This is a genomic window from Paenibacillus nitricinens, from assembly GCF_052056485.1.
Classification (GTDB): domain Bacteria; phylum Bacillota; class Bacilli; order Paenibacillales; family Paenibacillaceae; genus Paenibacillus_AQ; species Paenibacillus_AQ nitricinens.
The window spans coordinates 1426939-1449033 of sequence record NZ_CP183948.1 but is presented as its reverse complement, the minus strand read 5'-3'; the positions used below and the strand labels follow the sequence as shown (position 1 = coordinate 1449033).

Sequence of the window (22095 nt, the reverse complement as noted above, 5' to 3'; positions counted from 1 at the left end):
AGCTTTAAGAAGAGTGATTTCATAGAAAGGTGGAGCGACCGTGCAAAATTGGAAACAAAAATATACCTCCTTTAAACATAAGCCTGCACACAAAGAGTCCTCTGCCCAGGACAATCGTCCGGTAAAGCCACTGGATTCCAGCTTGAAGAACAATGTAAGCTTCATTCGACAAGTTTTTGGAGAAGACAGCGACCTTATAGTCCGTAACTTCAAAGTGTACGGTAGACATGATGCGTCTATTATCTTTTTTTCTTCTGTGGTGGATCAGAATCAAATTCAGAACTATGTTTTAAAACCATTAATGAATGTTTCCTCCGCCCCCTCAGAAATTCCAGAAGATCTAAAGGATCTACCTGATTACATCTGGAGTATGACAGTACAAGTAACACAAGGGAACCGAACTAAGGATCTAAACGCTCTAGCCTCCATCCTGTTGGAGGGAAATGTAGTTCTAATTGTAGATGGCATGGATCAGGCCCTGTATTTCAATCTGCGTAAAATTGAGCATCGTAGCATTGAGCAACCTCAAACTGAGCAAGTCATACGCGGTTCGCGTGATGGGTTTATAGAGAATTTACAATCTAATCTCTCCTTGCTTCGCTACCGACTGCAAACGCCGGATTTTCGTGTTGTAACTGCTCCTCTTGGCGTGCGGACGCGCTCAAAAGTAGCTGTCTGTTATATCGAAGGAATAGCTAATCCAGGACTAGTTCAAAAGGTGATGAAGAGATTGTCAGCTATAAATGTAGATGGCATCCTTGATTCGGGTTATATCGAGCAATTCATAGAAGATCATCCCCTGTCTCCTTTTCCGCAGGTTCAGCCAACCGAACGCCCGGATAAATCTATAGCCTCTTTATTAGAAGGACGAGTCATCATCCTTGTAGACGGCTCACCTTTCTGCCTCATCGTCCCGGCACTTTTCAATCAATTCTTTCAGACGACGGATGATTACACGGAACGTTTTATCGTAGGAAGCCTCCTACGAATGATCCGCCTGATTGCCTTATTATTCTCCCTCTTCTTTCCAGCTTTATATGTGTCCATCATCTCTTTCAATCCTGAGCTGCTGCCGACAGAGTTCGCCGTAGCTATAACAGGTGCAAGAGCTGGTGTACCCTTTCCGGCCGTATTGGAAGTTCTGATTATGGAAGTCTTCATGGAGGTGCTGCGTGAAGCAACCATTCGCTTACCGCAAATGATTGGCGGGGCTCTGTCTATTGTAGGTGTGCTTGTCATTGGCCAGGCTGCCGTAGCAGCAGGTCTGGCGAGTCCAACTACCGTAGTTGTTGTCGCTATAACGACCATAGGGTCATTTGCCACACCCGCTTACAATGCCGCTATCTCTTCAAGAATGCTTAGATTTCCATTGATCATATTGGCAGGCTGCTTCGGCTTGTACGGAGTAATGCTTGGCACGATTGTTATTGTTAACCACTTATTATTCCTGGAATCTTTTGGTGTTCCTTACATGACACCCTTTGTTCCTACAATATGGAAGGATCTTAAGGATAGTATCGTTCGGGCACCTTTATGGTGGATGCGAAGTCGTCCAAGCTTTCTCAATACACCTGATCCTGATCTTCTTGCCAAGGATATCCCCAAAATGCATACCGATCTGATTTTTAAGGAGAAAAGTGAAGCTGATGAATAGTAACCGCCCCATATCAACAATCCAAGTCATGGCTGTAATCGTCAGTACGATTATAGGAATAGGAATCTTAAGTATTCCTCGTTATATGGCTGAAGCCGGAGACAGTGGCGCACCGCTCGTAACTGCTTCTGGCGTACCTATTGCTTTTTTGGGTTGCTGGTTTACAGCGGCTGTCTGCCGGAAATTCCCGAACGAAACGTTGTTCGTATTCAGCCGCCGCCTTCTCGGAACTGGGCTCGCGGATATTTTCTCCATTCTTATTTCTTTGTTTTTTGCTTTCTCTGCTGGGATTACCATGCGCCAATTCGGAGAAGTATGTATTGCGGTTGTTTTTAAAAAGACACCTTTAGAAGCAGTAATTCTCTTAATGCTCCTACTGGTTGCCTTATCAATTCGTAGAAATATTGTGAAATTCACTTATGTACATGTTTTTTATTTACCTTTTATTCTATTATCTGTTGTCGCAATTGTATTGGTAGCTATGAAAAATGTTGATGTTCTAAACTTACTTCCCCTCACCGGAAATCACACTACCTTTTCAAGTTTTTCCAAAGGAACCATTACGTCGGCTGCCCTTTATCAGGGCACATTTGTCATCACACTATTGGTTCCTCTAATGAAAAAACCTCAACAAGCCCTTAAAGCAGGCACTTTTGCGCTTGGTATCATCGGGTTCATTTATGTAATGATCGTTTGGGTCACTTTAGGCATGTTTGGAGCTCAAGAAACCAAAATACTTTCCTATCCAACTCTGGAAGCAGCTCGCTCCATATCCATTGGTGCAGGATTATTAGAACGGTTTGATGCTCTTTTTATTATTATTTGGGTGATTTCTATATTCACTACTATCTTTACGAACTACTACTTAGCCTCATACTCTCTGCAACAAGTGTTGCGACACAAGGATCACCGTCTGATCTCCAGCTTCGCATTTCCACTTATCTTCATTTTTTCACTTTTGCCGAGAAATATTTTTCAGGTCAATACATTTGCCAGCACTACAGGCATAATCGGTTTGGTTTTTTTGACCGTCTATCCTCTTTTATTATGGTTAGTCTCTCTAATCCGGCATAAAGGAGCCATTTCACATGAATAAAAAAATTTACAAGCGAGTAGTCCTTATATTTATTCTCTCACTCCTGTCTGGCTTGCTCGCAGGTTGCTGGGACCAGCTTGAAATTGAAGATCGTGCATTGGTGCTAGGGTTATCCATCGATTCCGTCCCATCAGACAGCAAAAATAATGATGATCAAACCACTCATCTAAAAAGCGCAAATATTAACCTTCCCCAAATCCGTGTGACCGCCCAAATTGCGGTACCAGGAAGAGTTCCACTCGGGCCAGGCAGTGGGGGTGAAGGCGGAGGTGGAAATCAAAATCCGGTATGGGTCGTAGAAGTATATGGATACACATTAGATGACGCCATGAACAATCTACAGCAGCAAATTTCCGATCCACGGTATCTGATTCATTTACGAGTGATTATTATAAGTGAGGATGTTGCAAGAAAAAGCATGGATGACTTAAATGATTATTTGCGGCGTAATCCAGAAGTTCGTCGCCGGACCTGGCTGTTAGTATCCGAAGGGGAGGCTGCTAAATTTATGAATATTAATCCTCCACTGCAGCGAGTACCAACCCTATACATCCTCTCCACCATGGAAAAAGCAGTAACATCAGGAAAGTTCCCTGCAAATTATATAGGTGTATTCTGGTCAGCTGAATCCAAATGGGGGGAAAGTGGTTATCTTCCCTATGTCTCGTTACATCAAGAGGACAATATCATGATTAAAGGACTAGCTTACTTTAGCGGTGGAGTAATGGTGGGTTCCACAATTCCCATTGAGATTGGCGCATATATGTCCATGAAGGGTATTAATCCTGGAGGATACTCTGATCTTTTCAATGCTGATGAGTTCGGTCCGGTGATGCTCAAGATCAACGACCGTTTCACGAGAGTGAAAGTTCAATTCAAAGAGGGCAAACCTCATATCATTTATAACATCTCTTTAGAGGCAGCTCTAGATGAGCATTTACGCAATGATATCCAAGTCAATTCCAGCCGTTCTCTAGAAAAGATTGAAGATATCTTTCAAAAGAGAGTATTAGGTATCTTCAACCAGCTCATCCAAGAAACGCAGCAAGCGCACTCTGATGTTTTTGGCATGGGTGAATACATTCGCGCATATGCTCCCTCTTACTGGAAAGCCCATGTTCATGACAAACATGACTGGGAGCAGCAGTATTCGAATCTCAGTATAGAAATCAAATTGATGACACACATCGAGAGAGTAGGCCTGAAAGAAAATTAAATGATATTTATAGGAGGCTTTACTATGTTCTATCACCAGCTAACCTTTGTAATTGTTGCGCTGCTGATCTCCGGTGTTCTGTTGCTTACTGTGGATACTAAAATATATGCGGTCAATGCTATGCACCGGGAAAAGAAATTCGCTAAAGTGATAGGTTGGATATATCTCAGCTTATTCCTGCTTATTGGACTAGCTCAGCTATTCTATCTATAAATCGAATGCGTTTCTTGCTGCCCTTCACATAGTATTTCTTAACCGCCCATGGTATATTGAGGAGTACAATATTAAAGGACGGAGAATGCAGTCATGAACTCAAGAAAAAATTCTAAAGAAACAGCCAAAAGAGGTACTCGTTCCCATAGCAAGCCAAATGGCAAGCTTAATCATAAAGCTAAAGCACCTGCAGCACCTAAGTCTTTTACTGTAAATGAACCTTCTGAGCTGTTGCCTTTCTTACTCACCCACATCACAGGTCGTGGACGAAATGCGATTAAATCCATCCTTTCGCGCGGACAAGTATCTGTGAACGGCAAGGTCGTCACACAACATAATTTCCAATTACACTCGGGTCAAACTGTGACGATAGATCAAGAGAAGCCTGTACAAACAGCAGAAATGATCGGACTTACCATTGTGCATGAGGACGATGATCTAATCATTATTCAGAAGGATGCTGGACTGCTATCCATTGCCACTGCGGAAGAAAATGAATTGACAGCTTACCGCCAGCTTATGGAGCATGTTCGCACCAGCAATCCTAAGAACCGTATCTTTGTTGTACACCGCTTGGATCGCGATACTTCTGGAGTGATGATGTTTGCCAAAAGCGAACGGATCCAGCAAGCCCTGCAAACTACGTGGAAGGATACGGTTAAAGAACGTTCTTACGTCGCACTAGTCGAAGGCGCCGTCAAAAGACCTGAAGGTACAGTGAGCTCTTGGCTAAAAGAAACCTCTACCCTGAAAATGTACTCCAGTCCACATGAAGGCGATGGTCTACATGCAATCACACATTATAAGCTCATTCAGGCGAACCGCCACTTCTCGTTGCTTGAGGTAAAGCTTGAAACTGGACGCAAAAATCAGATTCGTGTTCATATGGCAGATATCGGGCATCCAATCGCAGGAGACAAGAAGTATGGTGCAGAGACCAAAACGGTGGGCCGTCTCGGTCTGCATGCTCGTGTACTTTCTTTTATTCATCCTACTACAGGAGTGTTAATGACCTTCGAAAGCCCTATTCCGAAGACATTCCTGAAATATACCGCACCTGAACCTGCGAACTAACAAGTTCACAGAGAATACCCATTCATCCTAAGGGGGCTGATTACGGTGGAGCTTACTACACTACAATCGCTACAATAACTTAACAAAGAATGGGTGATTAGCCATGACAACAGCACATCATTATGAATGTATTGAGCATATGCCCACGACTGAGGAACATGCCTCCTTATGGGAAGCTGTCGGTTGGGGGAACGTGAATACAGCAATGACCGCAGCCTCTCTGGCTCATTCGGTGTATGGGATGGTCGTTGTACAGGAAGACAAGGTTATCGGTATGGGGCGGATCGTCGGCGATGGTCATATGTATTTCTATATTCAGGACGTAGCCGTGCTTCCCCAATTTCAGGGCCAAGGCATTGGTAATGTCATTATTGAGCAGCTACTACGCTATATTCGATCTCATTGTTTTACAGGGGCTTTCGTAGGACTATTTGCATCACACGGCAATGATACCTTTTATGAGCGATACGGCTTTCAGAATCACGCCCCCGGCATGACGGGTATGTTCAAGGTTATGGAGTAACACACAAAAGATGCCCGGTCCATATGGTCCTTGGGCATCTTTTTCACTTCTATTTAGATCATGTTACAATACTAATAAACAAAGAAGGTGCCATTATTGTTCCATCCTACTGTCTTCGATAATATTAAAATTGCTTTTGAGAACCACATCTATGACTATGATAATCTGGACGGAATTTTGGTAGTTACGGATCGTTCCGACCTTCTCAATATGGCTTTGATGTCCAGAGAGTTCAGCCTCTCCTTCCAATTAACTGCTGGCAGGAGCGTAACCGCCGAAGTCTTCCTAACTTCCTCTGTGAAAGATCTTAGCGATGAAATATTGGAAGTGCCTAACATGGATCCCGGCTGCAATCTTTCGTTACGTTTTTATATGGAAATTGAAGATATCCCCACTGAATGTCAGGCAATCGAGAGTATTCTCAAAGCCATCTGGGGGCCTGAATTCCAGCCTGTACAGTCATTAAGCTTCATTTATGGTCAAGAAGGCGAAACCTACAATAACTGCATTGAGCTGCGATTCAAAAGACAAATCACTGAGGAGCAAATGGACGACATTCCGAACCTGCTGAATCATCTTCTGCAAAGTGTAGAAGAGCTGGAATCTTTCTCCGTATAATTCCTGCTGCACACCGTTTTTACTTTGGATAAAGAGGTGAGCAAGAAATGAAATTCCTGCCTGCTGCCAAAAGTAATCGCTGGTTGATCTGGATGGCTGTTTATGGTGTTGTTCTATGGATGCTCTTCATAGTGCACAGATTTGTAATGATGGCTCACGCTTGGGATGTCACACTCTTACTTCGCTTCGCACTTTTTTCTGTTGTCGTATCTGGTATCGTCAATGCTTTAGGGTGGCTCGGCGCTCGATTACTCTGGTTCATCACTACAACAGGAATACTTATCGGTTCGGTATTTATGCTAAGCTACACCTATAGAGAGATGTCCGGTTGGGAGGATCTCGCGGGATTCCTAGCTTTTTTCTTTTTTACATGTGGCGGATTTGCACTTGGTTTGTTGGCAGAAGGCATTCGTCTACTGGTTAAGCAGTGGCCAAAAGCTTGAATGGAGGAGATGATAGAACGTTGTCCAATTCTTTTCTCACCAAAAATGCATTGTCTCATTCCTTAAAAGAACTAATGGAACATACATCGCTCAATAAAATTACAGTCAAACAGCTCGTGGACCATTGTGGACTAAATAGACAAACCTTCTATTATCATTTTCAGGATATATTTGATTTACTGGGTTGGATCTATAAGACCGAGGCTGTAGAGAGCATCGCCCAGTATCGTAGCTACAGTACGTGGACGGACGGTTTTTATAGAATTTTCTGCTATATCGAACGAAATAAAACCTTTTGCTGCAACACCTTGAACTCACTGGGTAGAAATCATCTGGATGCGTATCTATACGAAGTGACGAACGATCTCATTATGGGTGTCATAAACGAACTGTCCGCCGGGATGGAAGTTAGCCACGAAGATAAGCATTTTATTGCTAACTTTTATACATTGGCGTTCACAGGCCTCGTCATTCAGTGGATGAGAGATGGTATGAAAGAGCATCCTGATCACATTATCGAGAAGCTGAGTGTACTTATTGAGGGGAATTTTCTAAAAGCTTTGCACAAATATGAGAATAAGCCGTTGTAACCTTTGGGTTCAACGGTTTTTTTGTCTAAAAACTAGACATATGGACCATAATGACTAAAAACCATACACTCTATAAGGATTGATTATACCTTCGAAATTGGAGTTGATTTACATTAAGAGTGTGATTATTTCAACAACAACTTGGAGGCGACCATTGTGAAAAAAGAGTACGGTAATAAACAGGTTTATTTTGTCGGTGGCGGAATTGCATCCTTAGCGGGCGCGGCTTACCTGGTCAGAGACTGTGACTTTCCGGGACAGAACATTCACATTATTGAAGAGATGAAGATTCTCGGTGGCAGCAACGACGGCGCAGGTGACGCTGAGCACGGTTATGTCATTCGCGGTGGCCGGATGCTCAACGATGAGACCTATGAGAATACATGGGATTTACTCATGTCGATTCCCTCCCTCGACCATCCAGAGAAATCCGTTAGAGAAGAGATTATAGAATTCGATACCGCCAATCCAACACATGCTAACGCTAGACTCGTAAACCGCAACGGTGAGGTGGAAGATGTATTATCCATGGGCTTTGATATGGCTGACCGGCTTGCGATGGGTAAATTGATTATTACACCAGAAGAAAAAATGGGAAAAGCCCGGATTAACGACTGGTTTGGTCCACACTTTTTCACTACGAACTTCTGGTATATGTGGGCTACTACTTTCGCCTTCCAACCTTGGCATAGCGCTGTAGAGCTTAAACGATATATGATTCGCTTCGTTCATGAGTTCCCAAGAATTCAAACGCTGGAAGGCGTAACCCGCACTCCATATAACCAGTATGATTCTATCATCTTACCTATGCACAAATATCTTGAAGGCTTCGACGTAGACTTTACACTGAAATGTACAGTAACCGACCTGCAGTTCAAAGATGGAGATGGTATTACCGTCACCCAAATGAACGTCCTACGCCAAGGTGTAGCCGACGTTATTAACATAAATGAAGACGATATCGTAATCGTCACGAACGGCTCTATGACCGAAGGCTCCAGCCTAGGTTCCATGACCTCTGCCCCACGTCTCAACGGCAAGGGAAGCTCGTGGAAATTATGGGAGAACATCGCCGCCAAAAAACCTGGACTTGGCAATCCATCATCCTTCGATGATCATGTCGATGGTTCGAAATGGGAGTCCTTTACTGTGACCTTCCAAGATTCCAAATTCTTCGATCTCATGGAGAAATTCACTCGTAATCGTGCAGGTACTGGCGCATTGGTTACCTTTAAAGATTCGAGCTGGTTAATGTCCGTTGTCTTAGCTTTCCAACCGCATTTCCGCAATCAACCAGACCATGTAAAAGTATTCTGGGGTTACGGTTTGTACCCTGACAACGTAGGCGACTTCGTGAAGAAGAAAATGAGCGAATGTACCGGTGAAGAAATTATGGAAGAATTAATCGGTCATCTTCATTTCGAAGAACATAAGGACGAGATTATGGCAACCGCCAATTGTATTCCATGTATGATGCCTTATATCACTTCACAATTCATGCCTAGATTAAACAGTGACCGACCTAAAGTAGTTCCTGAAGGCTCCACTAACCTTGCCTTCGTTGGACAATATTGCGAAATTCCAGATGATGTTGTATTCACCGAAGAATACTCTATCCGAGCAGCAAGAACTGCAGTGTACACACTGCTTGGTATTAATCGGCCTATCGAGCCAATTAATCAGCATCAGTACGATGTCCGCACCTTGTTCACAAGCTTTATCACTTCTTTTAGATAAACACCTCATAAAGAGACAAGCGCTCCCGAATCTATCCGGGGGCGCTTGTCTTTGTAGTGTGTAAAACAGAGCAGCGTTTCGGAACTAAAAAAAGAAGAAATGGATACTTCTCCATCTCTTCTTCTCCACACTATTTGAACTTTATATGCTGCAAGATCCATCTGCGCAGCCATCATCTGTGGATGCATCAGATTGTCCTTTGCCCACCACTTGCAGTGTTGGCCCTGCTTGCTCTTCTGCCCACACGGTATCCAATACCTCTGTAAATACAGGTCCTGGCTGTGCACCGGATAACGCATATTTATTGTTGAACACGAAGAATGGTACACCGGTAATATTCAGACGGCTTCCTTCTTCGATATCACCATTCACTTCAGCTGTATAAGCATCCGTCTCCAGCATTGCTGTTACTTCTGCCTCATCCAGCCCTACCTCAGCAGCAAGTGTAGCAAGTACACTGCGGTCTCCAAGATTCAATGAATCCGTAAAGTAAGCACGTAGCAGACGTTCGGACATTTCTGCCCCTTTTCCCTTGGAGCTTGCAAAGTGACTTAGGCGGTGACTATCAAAAGTATTCGTATGCTTCATCGTATCGAATTGGAAATCCAATCCCACATCTTGGGCTTGCTCAGTCAGCTGTGCGTTCATTGCTTTTGCTTTTTCAATCGTCATTCCGTATTTGGAAGCCAGCATCTCATGAATACTCTGAGTCTCATTCAATTTTGCATGCGGATCCAGTTGAAAACTACGGAATACCACCTCTACTTGATCTCTGTTCGGGAACTGACTCAGCGCATTCTCCAAACGTCTTTTACCAATATAACAAAATGGACACGCATAATCGGACCAAATATCTATTCTCATGAAAAAAACCTCCTATTATTATTGTTCATTTGTAACTGCTTAATAAGATTGATAACTAAATATTCGTCGCTTACTATTATATAGTTAAAAACCGAAAAACACAAACTTAACTTTTATTAAAATAATTTCATTTAGACCTGAGCTGCACTAAAAGTATACGAAAGTGGTATATACGCTCTTCTTCAGGAACGATAGAATCAAGGTAACCACATTTCGCCGGATAACTGCATTCAGATGAGCGGACAAAAGAAGTCCTGAAGGGAGATTAAGATATGCATGATCTATCTATAGTGATTCCTACTCGCAACCGAATCAATGACCTTACGGTGTGCATAGAGTCCATTGGCAAGCAGACAAATCTTAAAGATATCTCTATCGAGCTATGGATTATGGACGACGGTGAGATCCCTAAAGACAGATTAGCTTATTATTCTGAAATACTACAAGGATTACCACAGGCTGAACTCCATTATCATCGCAAAACTAAGCCTGGTCTCTGGCTTTCCCGTTACGAAGCGCTAGGGCTGATCCATGCAGAAATCGTGCTCCATTTAGATGACGATGCAGAATTAAATGACCCCTTATATATTCGACGATTGTTAGATACTTATACAGCCGACGACTCTATTGTTGGTGTAGGTGGTGTAGCCAAAGGTATACATAGCAGCATGCCAAGCAGGCTATTCGGTATGCTAACCGGACAAATGTCCGGGTCACCAGGCAGATTGTCGGCAAGTATGTTTGCAGGCTCGCAATTCCTTTGGGGAGAGAAGAAGCAGGTATTTGAAACTGATTTTTTTCACGGCTGCAATATGTCCTTCCGGCGCTCGGCACTGCGTGATATTAAGCCCTATCCATGGATGACAAGCTATTCCATAGCCGAGGATATTTATCTATCCCATTTAGCCAGCCGCTATGGCAAGCTTGTGATTAATCCCGCCATGAAAATCATCCATCATGAGTCGCCAGGCTCTCGCGATAAAGCGGGCGTTGTAGCACAAGCTACAGCCATTAATCACTACTATCTACTCAACTTGCGAAAAGCTCCATTAATGAATTATGCTGCCTTGATCTGGACATTGTCTTGTCTGACGGTTAAAGCAACCCTAAAACGGAATTTCAAAGCCGTTAGCGGATATGCCAAAGGTATCCTCTTCGTATTAAACCCTCGCAAGAACAAATACAGTGAATATATGCTTGATTAAATAGCATCGTTTTATTCTAAATCTACAGCGCTGCTCCGAATCAGGATACGGGGCTTTTTTTGTTATGCTGACCGACTTATCCCTTAATATGTCATGAATTTGATTTCCATCAACTTGTTATCTGGGGTATGATATAAATAATCTGATTTGTTTTAGAAACTAACTTTATGGATGGTGGAATATGTTCAAGAACAAAAAAACGACGCTGATCCTCGTTGTAATCGTCATCGTCGTCATAGCTGTCGGCGCTTGGCTAATTACTAAAGATAAGGACGATAAGACAGCGGGAACTACGGGTAGCGCAACAACATCCGGAAAAGGTGAGGAAAAATCTCTTTCTCAGACCTTTTATATTTATGACACTGTTGTGAATATCAAAGTGTTTGGTGCTACTGTAGAACAGAAAAATATGGACGATATCCAGCACATGCTGGAGCGAATGGATATGGAGCTTAGCCGCACCAAAGAAGGTGGAGAGACATACGCAATCAATCAGGCAGCAGGAAAAGAAGCGGTTGTTGTTTCTGACGAAACCATGGATGTAATTAAACAATCCATACAATACGCAAAGGAAATGGACGGGCTGTTTGATCCTACAATCGGTCCGCTAATCGATCTTTGGAATATCGGTAGTGGCGGAGATAAAGTTCCTCCCCAAGCAGATATTGATAAAGCCAAGAGTCTAACCAATTACAAGGACGTTGAAATTGATGAAGCTGCGAAAACTGTAAAGCTAATGAAGGAAAATATGGTGTTAGATCTAGGCGGCATTGGTAAAGGTTATGCTGCAGACCGTATCGCTGATTATTTGAAAGAGCAAGGTCTTAATAGCGCTATGATTAACCTCGGAGGCAGCAGTATTATTGCCCTCGGTAAAAAGCCAAACGGAACGGAATGGAATATCGGATTGCAGGATCCAGATCAAAGCCGTGGTACTCAGCTAGGAACCATTAAAATCTCAGATGAGGTCATCGATGCTTCTGGTGTTTACGAACGGTATTTTATGCAGGACAATGTTCGTTACCATCATATCCTTGATCCACGCACAGGATATCCTTCACAGAACGGTCTCAAAAGCCTTACCATTATGAGCCCGAATGCAACAGATGCAGATGCCTTATCTACTGGGGTATTCTTGATGGGAATTGAAGAGGGTATGAAATATCTTGAAGCTTTACCTGAAGGTGTTGAAGCTTTCTTTATTACCGACGACAACAAGATCTATGCTACTAAAGGCATAAAAGAAAGAATGAACCTTACAGATCCAACATACAGCTTCGCAGAGTAAACGAAAAAAGCTTGTCCCTTAGAGCCGAGTTGGCTTCTAGGGAGCAAGCTTTTTTAATAGACACACGTAAGATTTGAAGAAGAAAGAACTGTGTTTTAATGGGGATTTGTCCTACAATGGTACACATCTACCATCAACTAAGGAGCGAAATTTATGAACCTTGTGAAAACCCTACCCTCCATAGCAGCGGGTTATCGTCATACCGCCCTGCTTAATTCGGACGGCACGGTGACGGCTGTGGGTGATAATAAATATGGCCAATGCGATGTAAGCAGCTGGTGCGATATGATAGCGGTTGCTGCGGGTAATGCTCATACAGGTAATGCTCATACCGTCGGGCTTAAATCAGATGGTACGGTGGCAGCTGTGGGTTGGAATAAGTATGACCAATGCGATGTAAGCGACTGGACTAATATTGTGAGGGTTGCCGCGGGTTGGCGTCGTACCGTCGGGCTTAAATCGGATGGTACCGTGGTTGCTGTAGGTCGAAATAATGAAGGCCAATGCAATGTAAGTGACTGGCGTGATATAGTAGCAGTTGCGGCTGGTGATTGGCATACAGTCGGTCTTAAATCGGACAGCACGGTGACAATTGTGGGTAATAATCGGTATGGCCAACGCAATGTAAATGATTGGCATGACATAATGGCTATAGCGGCGGGTTACCTTCATACAGTCGGTCTTAAATCGGACGGTACGGTGATTGCTGCGGGTCGAAATCATGAAGGCCAATGCAATGTAAACGGCTGGCATGGTATTGTGGCTATAGCGGCAGGCAGTCATCATACCATCGGTCTTAAATCAGATGGTACCGTGGTTGCTGTGGGTTGGAATAAGTACGGCGAATGCAATATAAGTGACTGGCGCGATATGGTGGCCGTAGCGGCAGGTTGTACTCATACCATCGGTCTTAAATCGGACGGTACCGTGGTTGCTGTGGGTAATCACGAACAGGGTCAATGCGACGTAAGCAGGTGGCGCGGCATCCAACTCTCCGGAAATTAGTTATAAAATAATGAAAGCCATGCGCAGATTTCTCTCGCATGGCTTTCTAATATCTTTGGAGTACTTGTTCTCTCACACCAAAGGAAGCTCCCCAAATTCCTTATAATTAGTAAAAATATAACTAGGCTTATGATCCGTAGCTGGTTGTCTTCCTCTCGGATTGTACCAACAAACCTTCCATCCAGCCGCAAGTGCTCCAACTACATCGTTAGCCCAAGTATCCCCTATATAAAGCGAATTGTCCGCCAAAGTACCAGTTTTTTGGTTTACGTGTATGAATATTTCCGGGTCCGGTTTAGCAAGACCTACAGCATCAGAAATAAAGATCATGTCCTCGGGAATAATCTGATCTAAGCCTAGCCCACGAATCTTACTCATCTGATGATCCTTTGGTCCATTCGTAATAATGCCTACCTTATGACCGTCCGCAATAAATCGTTCAAGATGCTCACGCACGCCATCAATCATCTGAATCGTATATTGACGTCCAATATATGCCGCTTGAACCGCTGTGGCTTGATCACGATCAATCTGCAAACCATACTCGGCAAAAGCAAGCTCCAACCGGCGCACCCTCGTCTCTTCAAGCGGAATCTCACCGCGCAAATACATCGGCCACAACACATCGCTATGATGTCTCACTTTATAGAATAATTCCGCAAAGTCCAGACTACTCTCATCTGGGCTGAGCACTTCCCTTACCGCTTCTTTAAATGGTACCAGATGATCATACAACGTATCATCGAGGTCAAAAAAGATTGCTAACTTATGACTTGTTTCCACTTTAACGCCCCTTACTCGTCTTTCTCTCTAGCTGCTTTAGAAAAAAAGGTTATAGGTAAAAAATTCATCATCCCGAATGTAGCCATGCGCTTCATATAACCGCTGCGCCCCCACATTCTCCGTCATCGTTGTCAGGGATAAGCCCTTCGTATTCGTAGAGACCGCATAATCTCTAGCACTTTCCAGTAGCATAGCTCCTAGCCCTTGCCCACGGATTTCAGCAGTAACGAACAAATCATTTAGTATCCAGAGGCGCTCCATCGTAACCGATGAAAAAGAAGGATAGAGCTGTGTGAAGCCCCACGCGCGTTTCTCATCGCCTTCCCCCTCAACCACCATAAGGATCACAGATTCATTCAGCTTTAGTCTGTCGGCTAAGAAGGTGCGTGCACCTTCCTGATCTGAGGCTGCTTCATAAAATACTCGATACTCATCAAATAATGGGATGAGCCGTTCTAAATCATCCCGAACCACTCGTTCTATACGATAATTGTTCATCATCAGCGCTCACTTTCTGGCTTCGCCCGTCTTAACCTCATTGTAAAGGGTTACCGAGCCGTTCACCATGGAGAGAACGCCGAATGATTTGGACAATCGAGCCTTATTCCTTTGAATCGTAGAACACATGCCGGGCACTAACTTTACCCGCTTCGATATCTAAAATTCCGAAAGAATACAATTTCTCACGCCGCTTATCTGTAGGAGAACCTGGATTAAATAGCAGGATGCCATTCTCCTCTCTTAGCAAGGGCTGATGTGAATGACCAAAGAGAATACAGTCCACCTCATCATTCGCAAAAGCAAGCAGTGCGTTTCCATCCGTTCCTTTACGGGAATGAGGCGTATGTCCATGTACCATGCCAATCCGGATTCCTTCAAGGGTAATGATCTTGCGCTCTCCGAAACGCGCAATGATCTCATCCCCATCATTATTTCCGGCAATCCCCTCTACCGGTGCTAGTTCTGACAGCAAATCATAGATTCCCATACTCACCCAATCACCAAGATGCAAGATTAAATCCACATGTTGAAACTCTGCAATCAGTGCCTTAGGCAGAGACTTAGCCATTCTTGACATATGTGTATCAGATACGACTCCTACTTTCATAGATCTCAGCTCCTAATCTATCATACTCAACCTTGGTTATGACATATATCCATAAATCTAATATTCAAATAATTGTACGATTTGCTTCAGCGAGAAGCAAGTTCTGTGACTTCTTTACTCCGCCGCTAGTTCTCTCTATCCTGCCAATTCCATAACCTTACTTCCCCGACATGCATGTTGCTAACCCATCTCTCTTCTTTCAGTTTAAGCAGTTCTTTCACCGGACCGGTTACAACCGCTCCATAGAGCTTAACTCCATTCTTCTCTATATATCTAATGGAATCATCCAGATCAATGAATGGAATCACCCTTTTGGAGATGGATTTATACTCCTGCACCAAGTGCAGCGTCTTAAGGAAATTCGCATTACGCAGTTCACCCTCCCCATATGACTCAACAGATGGAGAAATACTCGAACGGCTGGTTACCCCTCCGAACCATCCTCGCTTCTCCCTCGATTCCTGTGTCACTTTCATATCATCCGCATGCCAAATTGGCATATATGGAAAACCTAATGGATCATTAACTACTGGCTGTCGTGTTCGTGGACCTGTATCTGCCGCAAACCACAAAGGCTGAAGATTCTTTGGCTCTAACTTCTTCAACAGCTCATCTGTCGTAAATAATTGGTCAAAAGACAAGTATGCTTCCGCTACCGTCCCCTCAGGGAGCTTCTCTAATCTCTCCCACTCACTGCCATCATCCATACTATTTGCCGCATTATTCTTCCCCTGTGGATATACAAAGTAATAACCAATACTTCTACTCTCATTCGTCCAGGAATAGTTGTAGAGCCTAGCCCAGCCAAATAGAAGCTTCATTGAATAATCTCCGACAGTGATTTGTTCATCTCCCACTTGTTTCTCTATCTTACTTGTCAGATTCATACTGAAAAATGGACCGGTACCACTGCTCAAATGTACAATCGTATTCGGCTGTGAGACAGCAATAGCGGAAGAAACAACATCACGGTATTTCTCTACTCTCTCCCCAGTACCATAAAATATCGCACTGATAATACTGCAAATAATCAAGAATATTAAGAACGCAGAAATTACCGTTAAAGTATTCGATATACGGGCTCTCCATTTACCGCGGCGGATGATCTTTTTTTCTTTGCCGGGTTTGTTTCTCTTACCTTTTCCGAATTCTATATTCTTCTTCTCGCCTGAAGATGGCTTTTCTTCACCCATGAGTTCATCCAGATAAACCTGATAAGCTTCCATCTTCTCCAGTTCGCGCTCCACTTCATCCCTATCCTCGTCTGTAAGAGTACCTTCGCCATACCTTCTTAACTTCTCCTTGAATGCCTCACTCATGTTCATTCCGCCTCCGCTCTGCTTCACGCAGCTTCTGTCTAGCTCGAAAGATTAAGATCTTATATTGGGACAGACCCACATTCATAATGTCCGATGCCTCCAGATAACTAAGACCATGAAAATCATGTAGTAGCAGTGCATGCCTCTGATTGTCCGGTAGCTCACCTATCGCAATTCTCATCTCTTCCCAACGTTCCTGCCGAAGCAGCGTGCTTTCCGTGGTATCTGGATAGGCAAGCTGTTTAAAAAACTCCTCGCTCTGAACGGTGCTGCGCCCTTCCTTCCGCTTGTAATCTATAAAGGCGTTGTACGCGACACGGAACAACCATGGCTTAATCTTCTCGTCTTTACAATCCTCCAAATATAAATAAGCACGGTAAAAGGTCTCCTGCATTAAATCTTCGGCCGCGTGATGATCACCACAAAGGGAGCGCAAATAGCGGTAAATATCCATCACATACATCTGATATATTTCATCCAGTGAATTTCGCTTCATGCACTCCCCCCTTAACCTAACCACGTATACTCGCATAAAAAGTTACAGCTAAATTTAGCAACTAGTATGAATATACCAGTAATTCTATGGAAAAAAGCAAAAAAAAGCCTGCTGACAAGGAGTATTACTCCTGCCAACAGGCCTTCCCAAGTTATTCTGCTTACAGAACAACTTCAACTTCTTTGAGCATTTCGCTAACAGAGATTAAACCGCCACCGGACAAGTACCAGTAGTTAGGATCAAGATAAATGATTTTACCGTTTTTAAAAGCATTTGTGTTCTTCACGAGATCGTTCTCAACTGCATCCTTCGCTGAACCGGATTTGCTGCCGTCACTCTTCACAGCCGCATCTCTATCTACTACGAACAGATAATCGGGATTCTTGTCGGCTACATATTCGTAAGATACGCTTTGACCATGAGTGGATACTTCGATTTTATCATCCGCTTGTGCAAATCCGAATACATCATGGATAATACCGAAACGGGAACCAGAACCATACGCACTGATTTTTCCTTCATTGGCGAGAATAATAAGAGATTTTTTACCATCTGCTTTAGCTTTCTCATTCAGAGCTTTAACGGAGTCATTAATAGCAGTAAGTTCAGTCTCTACTTCAGCTTCCTTGCCAAAAATTTGGCCCAGCGTCTTCACATTTTTCGTGAAAGATTCCATGTAATTCGCATTATCTACAGCAACGTACAATGTAGGTGCAATTTTGCTGAATTCATCATAAGAATCTTGCTGTCTGCCGGAAATGATGATCAGATCAGGAGAAAGACTATTTATTTTTTCGAAGTCAGGCTCTTTCAAACCACCGACATTCTCATATTTGGCATCACTATATTTAGAGAGATAAGAGGGTACATTACTTTGAGGCACTCCAGTCACCTCTACGCCCAGTTTATCCAAAGTATCGAGTGTACCGAAGTCAAATACAACCACTTTCTGCGGGTTACTCTTAATCGTAATTTCTCCAAGTTCATGCTTAATAGTAAGCTCTTTGGATTCTGTATTCGGTGCAGTAGTAGCCTCTGTATTGCCTGCCGCTGCTGTATTATTATCTGAAGTTGCTGCATTATTGGAGCCACAGGCCGCCAAGATTACGGCAAGAAACACTGTCATGATTAGTAAAGATACGTTCTTCTTCAAAACATTCACCCCTATAATTTATAGTCAAGCTATTTGAATTATTCGCGTATACGTCAAGGAAGCTGGCGCCTTTCACTTCATGCGTTACGTCATAATAATTTCCGAATGGAAGCGGCGTCTTGTTTAAAAATAGACACCAATTTTACGACCACCTATTGTTTCTATAGGGATATCCATGTCATATACATCCCTAAGCACTGCTGTATCAATAATTTCATCCACCGTACCCGATGAAGCTACCCGCCCATTCTTGAGCGCTACAATGTAGTCAGAGTAACAAGAAGCGAAATTAATATCATGAATGACGAGCACAATCGTCTTGCCCTTCTCTTCTACCAATCGGCGTAACACCTTCATAATTTGTACAGAATGTTTCATATCCAGATTGTTGAGTGGTTCATCGAGCAAAATATACTCCGTATCCTGAGCCATAACCATCGCAATATACGCTCTCTGACGTTGTCCACCGCTAAGCTGATCAATATATTTATCCTGCATCTCTTGAAGGTCCATATAAGCAATCGCTTCGTCAACGAATGCCCGATCCTCAGGTGTGAGCTTTCCCTGTGAATATGGGAACCTTCCGAAAGAAACAAGTTCCTTCACAGTAAGACGAACGCTGATATGATTGGACTGCTTTAGCACCGATATTTTACGAGCAAGCTCATTACTCTTACAGCTGCCAATTTCCTTCCCTTCGATCAGTACTTCACCCGCGTCTTTAGAGATAAGTCTACTGATCATGGAGAGCAACGTGCTTTTACCAGCGCCGTTAGGGCCGATAAACGAGGTGATTGCACCCTTTTTAATGGATAAAGACACATCGTCAACAACGGTAACTCCGCCATAACACTTGGTTACATGCTTAACTTCTACCACGACTTATTCTCCTTTAACAGCAGATAGACAAAGTAGACGCCACCTGCAAAATTAATGATTACACTAACCGTAGTAGTGAATCCAAACACACGTTCAACTAGAAACTGTCCCCCGACAAGCGCAATAATACTTAGCAAAATCGTGCCGGGAATCAGATAGGAATGCTTATACGTACGGAACAACTGATGCCCCACATTGGCCACTAGTAAACCCAAGAAAGTGATCGGCCCTACTAAAGCCGTTGATATCGAAACGTAGATGGATACAATAACTAACAGCCTTTTGACTACATAGTCATAATTGATCCCTAAGTTAATGGCTTCATCTTTTCCTAAAGAAATAACATCTAAATACTTCACAAATCTCATGAAATACAGCGTAGTTAACGCTAGTACAACTGTAGACAATATCAGTAGATCACTGCTGACGTTGTTGAAGCTGGCGAACATTTTCCCTTGTAGAATCAGGAATTCATTCGGATCAATGAGCACTTCCATAAAAGAAGATGCACTCTGGAACATCGTTCCCATGATAAGTCCTACGAGCAGCAGGAAGTATATGTTTTGACCTTCTCTGCGGAACATTAGCTTATACAGCACACCTGAGAACAGAACCATGATGCAAGCTGAGAACAAGAAATTTACATTTTTATTCATAAACGTCATATTTGATGAGCCTAAGGCGTATACACCGAACGTCTGGATCAACATGTACAAAGAATCTAGCCCCAAAATACTAGGTGTCAAAATCCGGTTGTTCGTAATGCTCTGAAAAACTATGGTAGAGACAGCTATCACCGCTCCGGTAATTAAAATGGCCGCCAGCTTTCTTCCCCGACTGGGCAGAACATAATCCCAATTTCCCATAACATGATAGGTCATAAACAAGACGATGAGAGCAACAGCGCTTAAGGATAATATAGTTAGTTTCGTCTTCATCACTAATTCGCCTTTCTTCTCATCAGCAAGTAGATAAACAGACCACTTCCGATGACGCCTACCGTGAGACTGATGGATATTTCGTATGGATATATAATGAGCCTGCCCAGAATATCACAGAACAGGAGGAACACCGCACCGAGAATGGCTGTATGTGCCAGATTTTTTTTCAAGTTATCGCCTATGTATAGCGTTACTATGTTAGGTACAACAAGACCCAGGAATGGAATCGTACCTACGGTTAAAATAACAACAGAAGAGATTAACGCTACAATCACCAATCCTACGTTTACAACCGCTTTGTAGTTCATACCGAGATTGACAGAGAAATCCTCCCCCATACCAGCTACGGTGAACTTATTGGCGAAAACATACGCGAGAATGACAAGTGGAATACTGAGATAGATTAATTCGTACTGTCCCTTAATAATCGTTGAGAAATCGCCAAGCATCCAAGATGAGATATTCTGAACCAAATCATTTTTGTAAGCAAAAAATGTAGTAATCGAGCCTACAATGTTCCCGAACATGAGTCCGACCAGCGGGATAAAAATACTATCCTTGAACTTGATCCGATCTAAGATTCTCATAAATATAAATGTTCCCAGTAGGGCAAAAACAAAAGCAACGAGCAGCTTCTGCATTGGTGTCGCCCCTGTGAACAGCATCAGGGACACGAGAATACCGAATTTCGCGGAATCCATCGTGCCCGCCGTAGTGGGAGAAACGAATTTATTTCGTGATAATTGCTGCATAATTAATCCGGCAATACTCATGCTTACACCAGCTATAATCAGTGCAGCTAAGCGTGGAATCCGGCTGACTAGCAGAGTCTGCATCTGAGATTCCGTAAGCGAAAAAAGATCCAAAGGTGAAATGTCTTTTACGCCTATAAACAAAGATATAAATGAGAAGACTATTAGAAGTAGGGACAAATATTTTAGTTTCATGAGTTGTTCCTTATCTGTTTAATAGTTAAATCGTTTGAGAAATAGATGATAGTATCGGCATTGATAATGATTTTCATTTGCACTATGTTCGATTATACCTAAGCCCACTTTGAGGGTCAACCCTTTCGTATAGTAAAATTTAAAACAATTGAATTTAATAAATAACATTAAAAAAGAGACACCCTAATAGGCATCTCTTTATCTCATGATCTTTTTTTCGCCAGCTATATCAGTTATTTATATTTATGCCAATCCTGATTACTGTTCTCCAACAGATGTGCAAAATCATTTTCAAGCCGCTTTTGCTCAGCTTTCCGCTGATCTTCCACCACTTTACGAGCAGCTTCCTTGCGGTCATTCTCTTCCGCTTTCAGCGCATCAGATTGCGCCTTCAGCTTTCCAAGAACATCACTGCTCAGCAGGTCTTTTAGCGTAGCTGGACCATCGGTCGCAGCAGGACGCGGAGTGGTAGGCATTTTCTTTTTTTTAGCCACTGTCAATCACCCTTTCTAGTAATGAATTAAATTGGAATTTGTTTAAATTAATGGTCTTTTCGTTTATAATGTTCACTAAGAGGTGAGCCATATGAAGTCCACTGATTTATGTCCCCAGCTACAAAAAAGTATGGATATTATCGGCAGGCGTTGGACAGGTTTAATTATCTACCAGCTCCTGCAAGGACCGCAACGTTTCAATGTGATTGAAGCAGCCTTACCCATCAGCGGAAGACTGCTCTCCGAACGCCTTAAAGAGCTGGAACTGGAAGGGATTGTCCTTCGAGAAGTATTCCCTGAGACACCTGTGCGGATCCAATATTCCTTAACGGATAAAGGACTTGCCCTGGAGACCGTTATCCGAGATTTGCAGCGTTGGTCAAAAATATGGATTGATTGTGACACCAATAGCGCAAGCTCAACACTTAAAATGTAAGCGTTTCAATTGC

The 22095-nt window shown here is 43.1% G+C and carries 25 protein-coding genes; 14 read left to right on the top strand and 11 right to left on the bottom strand.

Going from position 1 to position 22095, the window contains the following annotated elements:
* Window positions 1-40: 40 nt before the first annotated feature.
* The 10 genes from ACN6KS_RS06535 to ACN6KS_RS06490 all read left to right on the top strand — a co-directional run bounded on the left by ACN6KS_RS06535 (window position 41) and on the right by ACN6KS_RS06490 (window position 9164).
* Window positions 41-1654: a spore germination protein gene (locus ACN6KS_RS06535; protein WP_280788791.1), complete on the top strand. Its 1614-nt coding sequence runs from the start codon at window positions 41-43 to the stop codon at window positions 1652-1654.
* A complete protein-coding gene (locus ACN6KS_RS06530; protein WP_440961627.1) occupies window positions 1647-2750 on the top strand; it encodes a GerAB/ArcD/ProY family transporter in 1104 nt (367 codons plus the stop codon). The genes ACN6KS_RS06535 and ACN6KS_RS06530 overlap by 8 nt, the downstream gene beginning before the upstream one ends.
* Window positions 2743-3966 (top strand): Ger(x)C family spore germination protein, encoded by a 1224-nt coding sequence (locus tag ACN6KS_RS06525; protein WP_440961626.1) that lies wholly within the window; start codon window positions 2743-2745, stop codon window positions 3964-3966. Before ACN6KS_RS06530 ends, ACN6KS_RS06525 begins: the two co-directional genes overlap by 8 nt.
* Window positions 3967-3990: 24 nt before the next feature.
* Window positions 3991-4179 (top strand): CLC_0170 family protein, encoded by a 189-nt coding sequence (locus tag ACN6KS_RS06520; RefSeq protein ID WP_280788792.1) that lies wholly within the window; start codon window positions 3991-3993, stop codon window positions 4177-4179.
* Window positions 4180-4272: 93 nt separating this feature from the next.
* Window positions 4273-5253: an RluA family pseudouridine synthase gene (locus tag ACN6KS_RS06515; protein WP_094869923.1), complete on the top strand. Its 981-nt coding sequence runs from the start codon at window positions 4273-4275 to the stop codon at window positions 5251-5253.
* Window positions 5254-5356: 103 nt separating this feature from the next.
* Window positions 5357-5776, top strand: coding sequence for a GNAT family N-acetyltransferase (locus tag ACN6KS_RS06510; protein ID WP_440961625.1), 420 nt, complete (start codon window positions 5357-5359; stop codon window positions 5774-5776).
* Window positions 5777-5872: 96 nt separating this feature from the next.
* Window positions 5873-6394, top strand: coding sequence for a hypothetical protein (locus tag ACN6KS_RS06505; protein WP_341133971.1), 522 nt, complete (start codon window positions 5873-5875; stop codon window positions 6392-6394).
* Between the two features lie 47 nt (window positions 6395-6441).
* Window positions 6442-6837 carry a hypothetical protein gene (locus tag ACN6KS_RS06500; RefSeq protein ID WP_440961624.1) on the top strand — a complete coding sequence of 132 codons (396 nt, stop codon included), beginning with the start codon at window positions 6442-6444 and terminating at the stop codon, window positions 6835-6837.
* 20 nt (window positions 6838-6857) lie between these two features.
* The gene (locus tag ACN6KS_RS06495) at window positions 6858-7427 is read left to right on the top strand and encodes a TetR-like C-terminal domain-containing protein (RefSeq protein WP_042125036.1); all 570 of its coding nucleotides are present in this window, start codon (window positions 6858-6860) and stop codon (window positions 7425-7427) included.
* A gap of 156 nt (window positions 7428-7583) precedes the next feature.
* Window positions 7584-9164 (top strand): oleate hydratase, encoded by a 1581-nt coding sequence (locus ACN6KS_RS06490; protein ID WP_094869919.1) that lies wholly within the window; start codon window positions 7584-7586, stop codon window positions 9162-9164.
* Window positions 9165-9305: 141 nt separating this feature from the next.
* On the opposite strand, the gene ACN6KS_RS06485 is transcribed toward ACN6KS_RS06490, so the two are convergent.
* Window positions 9306-10028 carry a DsbA family oxidoreductase gene (locus ACN6KS_RS06485; RefSeq protein ID WP_094869918.1) on the bottom strand — a complete coding sequence of 241 codons (723 nt, stop codon included), beginning with the start codon at window positions 10026-10028 and terminating at the stop codon, window positions 9306-9308.
* A gap of 272 nt (window positions 10029-10300) precedes the next feature.
* Between ACN6KS_RS06485 and ACN6KS_RS06480 the strand changes: the two genes are divergently transcribed.
* The 3 genes from ACN6KS_RS06480 (at window position 10301) to ACN6KS_RS06470 (ending at window position 13526) form a co-directional block, all read left to right on the top strand.
* The gene (locus ACN6KS_RS06480) at window positions 10301-11233 is read left to right on the top strand and encodes a glycosyltransferase family 2 protein (protein WP_440961623.1); all 933 of its coding nucleotides are present in this window, start codon (window positions 10301-10303) and stop codon (window positions 11231-11233) included.
* Between the two features lie 181 nt (window positions 11234-11414).
* Entirely contained in the window at window positions 11415-12521 is a 1107-nt protein-coding gene (locus ACN6KS_RS06475; RefSeq protein ID WP_440961622.1) for an FAD:protein FMN transferase, read from the top strand.
* A gap of 153 nt (window positions 12522-12674) precedes the next feature.
* Window positions 12675-13526, top strand: coding sequence for an RCC1 domain-containing protein (locus ACN6KS_RS06470; RefSeq protein WP_440961621.1), 852 nt, complete (start codon window positions 12675-12677; stop codon window positions 13524-13526).
* 72 nt (window positions 13527-13598) lie between these two features.
* Here ACN6KS_RS06470 and ACN6KS_RS06465 read toward each other — a convergent pair whose 3' ends face one another.
* The 10 genes from ACN6KS_RS06465 to ACN6KS_RS06420 form a co-directional block, all read right to left on the bottom strand.
* Window positions 13599-14309 carry an HAD family hydrolase gene (locus ACN6KS_RS06465; RefSeq protein ID WP_076298250.1) on the bottom strand — a complete coding sequence of 237 codons (711 nt, stop codon included), beginning with the start codon at window positions 14307-14309 and terminating at the stop codon, window positions 13599-13601.
* A 36-nt stretch (window positions 14310-14345) separates the two neighbouring features.
* Window positions 14346-14810 carry a GNAT family N-acetyltransferase gene (locus tag ACN6KS_RS06460; RefSeq protein ID WP_440961620.1) on the bottom strand — a complete coding sequence of 155 codons (465 nt, stop codon included), beginning with the start codon at window positions 14808-14810 and terminating at the stop codon, window positions 14346-14348.
* Window positions 14811-14910: 100 nt separating this feature from the next.
* A complete protein-coding gene (locus ACN6KS_RS06455; RefSeq protein WP_094869912.1) occupies window positions 14911-15417 on the bottom strand; it encodes a metallophosphoesterase family protein in 507 nt (168 codons plus the stop codon).
* A gap of 125 nt (window positions 15418-15542) precedes the next feature.
* The gene (locus ACN6KS_RS06450; protein WP_094869911.1) at window positions 15543-16736 is read right to left on the bottom strand and encodes an anti-sigma factor; all 1194 of its coding nucleotides are present in this window, start codon (window positions 16734-16736) and stop codon (window positions 15543-15545) included.
* The gene (locus tag ACN6KS_RS06445; RefSeq protein ID WP_440961619.1) at window positions 16729-17232 is read right to left on the bottom strand and encodes a sigma-70 family RNA polymerase sigma factor; all 504 of its coding nucleotides are present in this window, start codon (window positions 17230-17232) and stop codon (window positions 16729-16731) included. The genes ACN6KS_RS06450 and ACN6KS_RS06445 overlap by 8 nt, the downstream gene beginning before the upstream one ends.
* Window positions 17233-17392: 160 nt before the next feature.
* Window positions 17393-18385 (bottom strand): siderophore ABC transporter substrate-binding protein, encoded by a 993-nt coding sequence (locus ACN6KS_RS06440; RefSeq protein ID WP_280788796.1) that lies wholly within the window; start codon window positions 18383-18385, stop codon window positions 17393-17395.
* Between the two features lie 123 nt (window positions 18386-18508).
* On the bottom strand, window positions 18509-19264 hold the full coding sequence (locus ACN6KS_RS06435; RefSeq protein ID WP_440961618.1) for an iron ABC transporter ATP-binding protein: 756 nt from the start codon (window positions 19262-19264) through the stop codon (window positions 18509-18511).
* Window positions 19258-20202: an iron chelate uptake ABC transporter family permease subunit gene (locus ACN6KS_RS06430; protein WP_094869908.1), complete on the bottom strand. Its 945-nt coding sequence runs from the start codon at window positions 20200-20202 to the stop codon at window positions 19258-19260. Before ACN6KS_RS06430 ends, ACN6KS_RS06435 begins: the two co-directional genes overlap by 7 nt.
* Window positions 20203-20204: 2 nt before the next feature.
* The gene (locus ACN6KS_RS06425) at window positions 20205-21152 is read right to left on the bottom strand and encodes an ABC transporter permease (RefSeq protein ID WP_280788797.1); all 948 of its coding nucleotides are present in this window, start codon (window positions 21150-21152) and stop codon (window positions 20205-20207) included.
* Between the two features lie 233 nt (window positions 21153-21385).
* Complete coding sequence (locus ACN6KS_RS06420) at window positions 21386-21646, bottom strand: YqkE family protein (protein ID WP_373455824.1); 261 nt, start codon at window positions 21644-21646, stop codon at window positions 21386-21388.
* A gap of 91 nt (window positions 21647-21737) precedes the next feature.
* Here ACN6KS_RS06420 and ACN6KS_RS06415 point away from each other — a divergent pair, with 91 nt between their 5' ends.
* On the top strand, window positions 21738-22082 hold the full coding sequence (locus tag ACN6KS_RS06415; protein WP_280788798.1) for a winged helix-turn-helix transcriptional regulator: 345 nt from the start codon (window positions 21738-21740) through the stop codon (window positions 22080-22082).
* Window positions 22083-22095: the final 13 nt, after the last annotated feature.

What these genes read in the sequence shown, in the direction of transcription:
- ACN6KS_RS06460 (WP_440961620.1), bottom strand. Translation starts at nt 14,810, where the DNA reads ATGATGAACAATTATCGTATAGAACGAGTGGTTCGGGATGATTTAGAA.
- ACN6KS_RS06455 (WP_094869912.1), bottom strand. Translation starts at nt 15,417, where the DNA reads ATGAAAGTAGGAGTCGTATCTGATACACATATGTCAAGAATGGCTAAG.
- ACN6KS_RS06425 (WP_280788797.1), bottom strand. Translation starts at nt 21,152, where the DNA reads ATGAAACTAAAATATTTGTCCCTACTTCTAATAGTCTTCTCATTTATA.
- ACN6KS_RS06470 (WP_440961621.1), top strand. Translation starts at nt 12,675, where the DNA reads ATGAACCTTGTGAAAACCCTACCCTCCATAGCAGCGGGTTATCGTCAT.
- ACN6KS_RS06510 (WP_440961625.1), top strand. Translation starts at nt 5,357, where the DNA reads ATGACAACAGCACATCATTATGAATGTATTGAGCATATGCCCACGACT.
- ACN6KS_RS06415 (WP_280788798.1), top strand. Translation starts at nt 21,738, where the DNA reads ATGAAGTCCACTGATTTATGTCCCCAGCTACAAAAAAGTATGGATATT.
- ACN6KS_RS06500 (WP_440961624.1), top strand. Translation starts at nt 6,442, where the DNA reads ATGAAATTCCTGCCTGCTGCCAAAAGTAATCGCTGGTTGATCTGGATG.
- ACN6KS_RS06450 (WP_094869911.1), bottom strand. Translation starts at nt 16,736, where the DNA reads ATGAGTGAGGCATTCAAGGAGAAGTTAAGAAGGTATGGCGAAGGTACT.
- ACN6KS_RS06525 (WP_440961626.1), top strand. Translation starts at nt 2,743, where the DNA reads ATGAATAAAAAAATTTACAAGCGAGTAGTCCTTATATTTATTCTCTCA.
- ACN6KS_RS06520 (WP_280788792.1), top strand. Translation starts at nt 3,991, where the DNA reads ATGTTCTATCACCAGCTAACCTTTGTAATTGTTGCGCTGCTGATCTCC.
- ACN6KS_RS06530 (WP_440961627.1), top strand. Translation starts at nt 1,647, where the DNA reads ATGAATAGTAACCGCCCCATATCAACAATCCAAGTCATGGCTGTAATC.
- ACN6KS_RS06430 (WP_094869908.1), bottom strand. Translation starts at nt 20,202, where the DNA reads ATGAAGACGAAACTAACTATATTATCCTTAAGCGCTGTTGCTCTCATC.
- ACN6KS_RS06475 (WP_440961622.1), top strand. Translation starts at nt 11,415, where the DNA reads ATGTTCAAGAACAAAAAAACGACGCTGATCCTCGTTGTAATCGTCATC.
- ACN6KS_RS06445 (WP_440961619.1), bottom strand. Translation starts at nt 17,232, where the DNA reads ATGAAGCGAAATTCACTGGATGAAATATATCAGATGTATGTGATGGAT.
- ACN6KS_RS06515 (WP_094869923.1), top strand. Translation starts at nt 4,273, where the DNA reads ATGAACTCAAGAAAAAATTCTAAAGAAACAGCCAAAAGAGGTACTCGT.
- ACN6KS_RS06480 (WP_440961623.1), top strand. Translation starts at nt 10,301, where the DNA reads ATGCATGATCTATCTATAGTGATTCCTACTCGCAACCGAATCAATGAC.
- ACN6KS_RS06485 (WP_094869918.1), bottom strand. Translation starts at nt 10,028, where the DNA reads ATGAGAATAGATATTTGGTCCGATTATGCGTGTCCATTTTGTTATATT.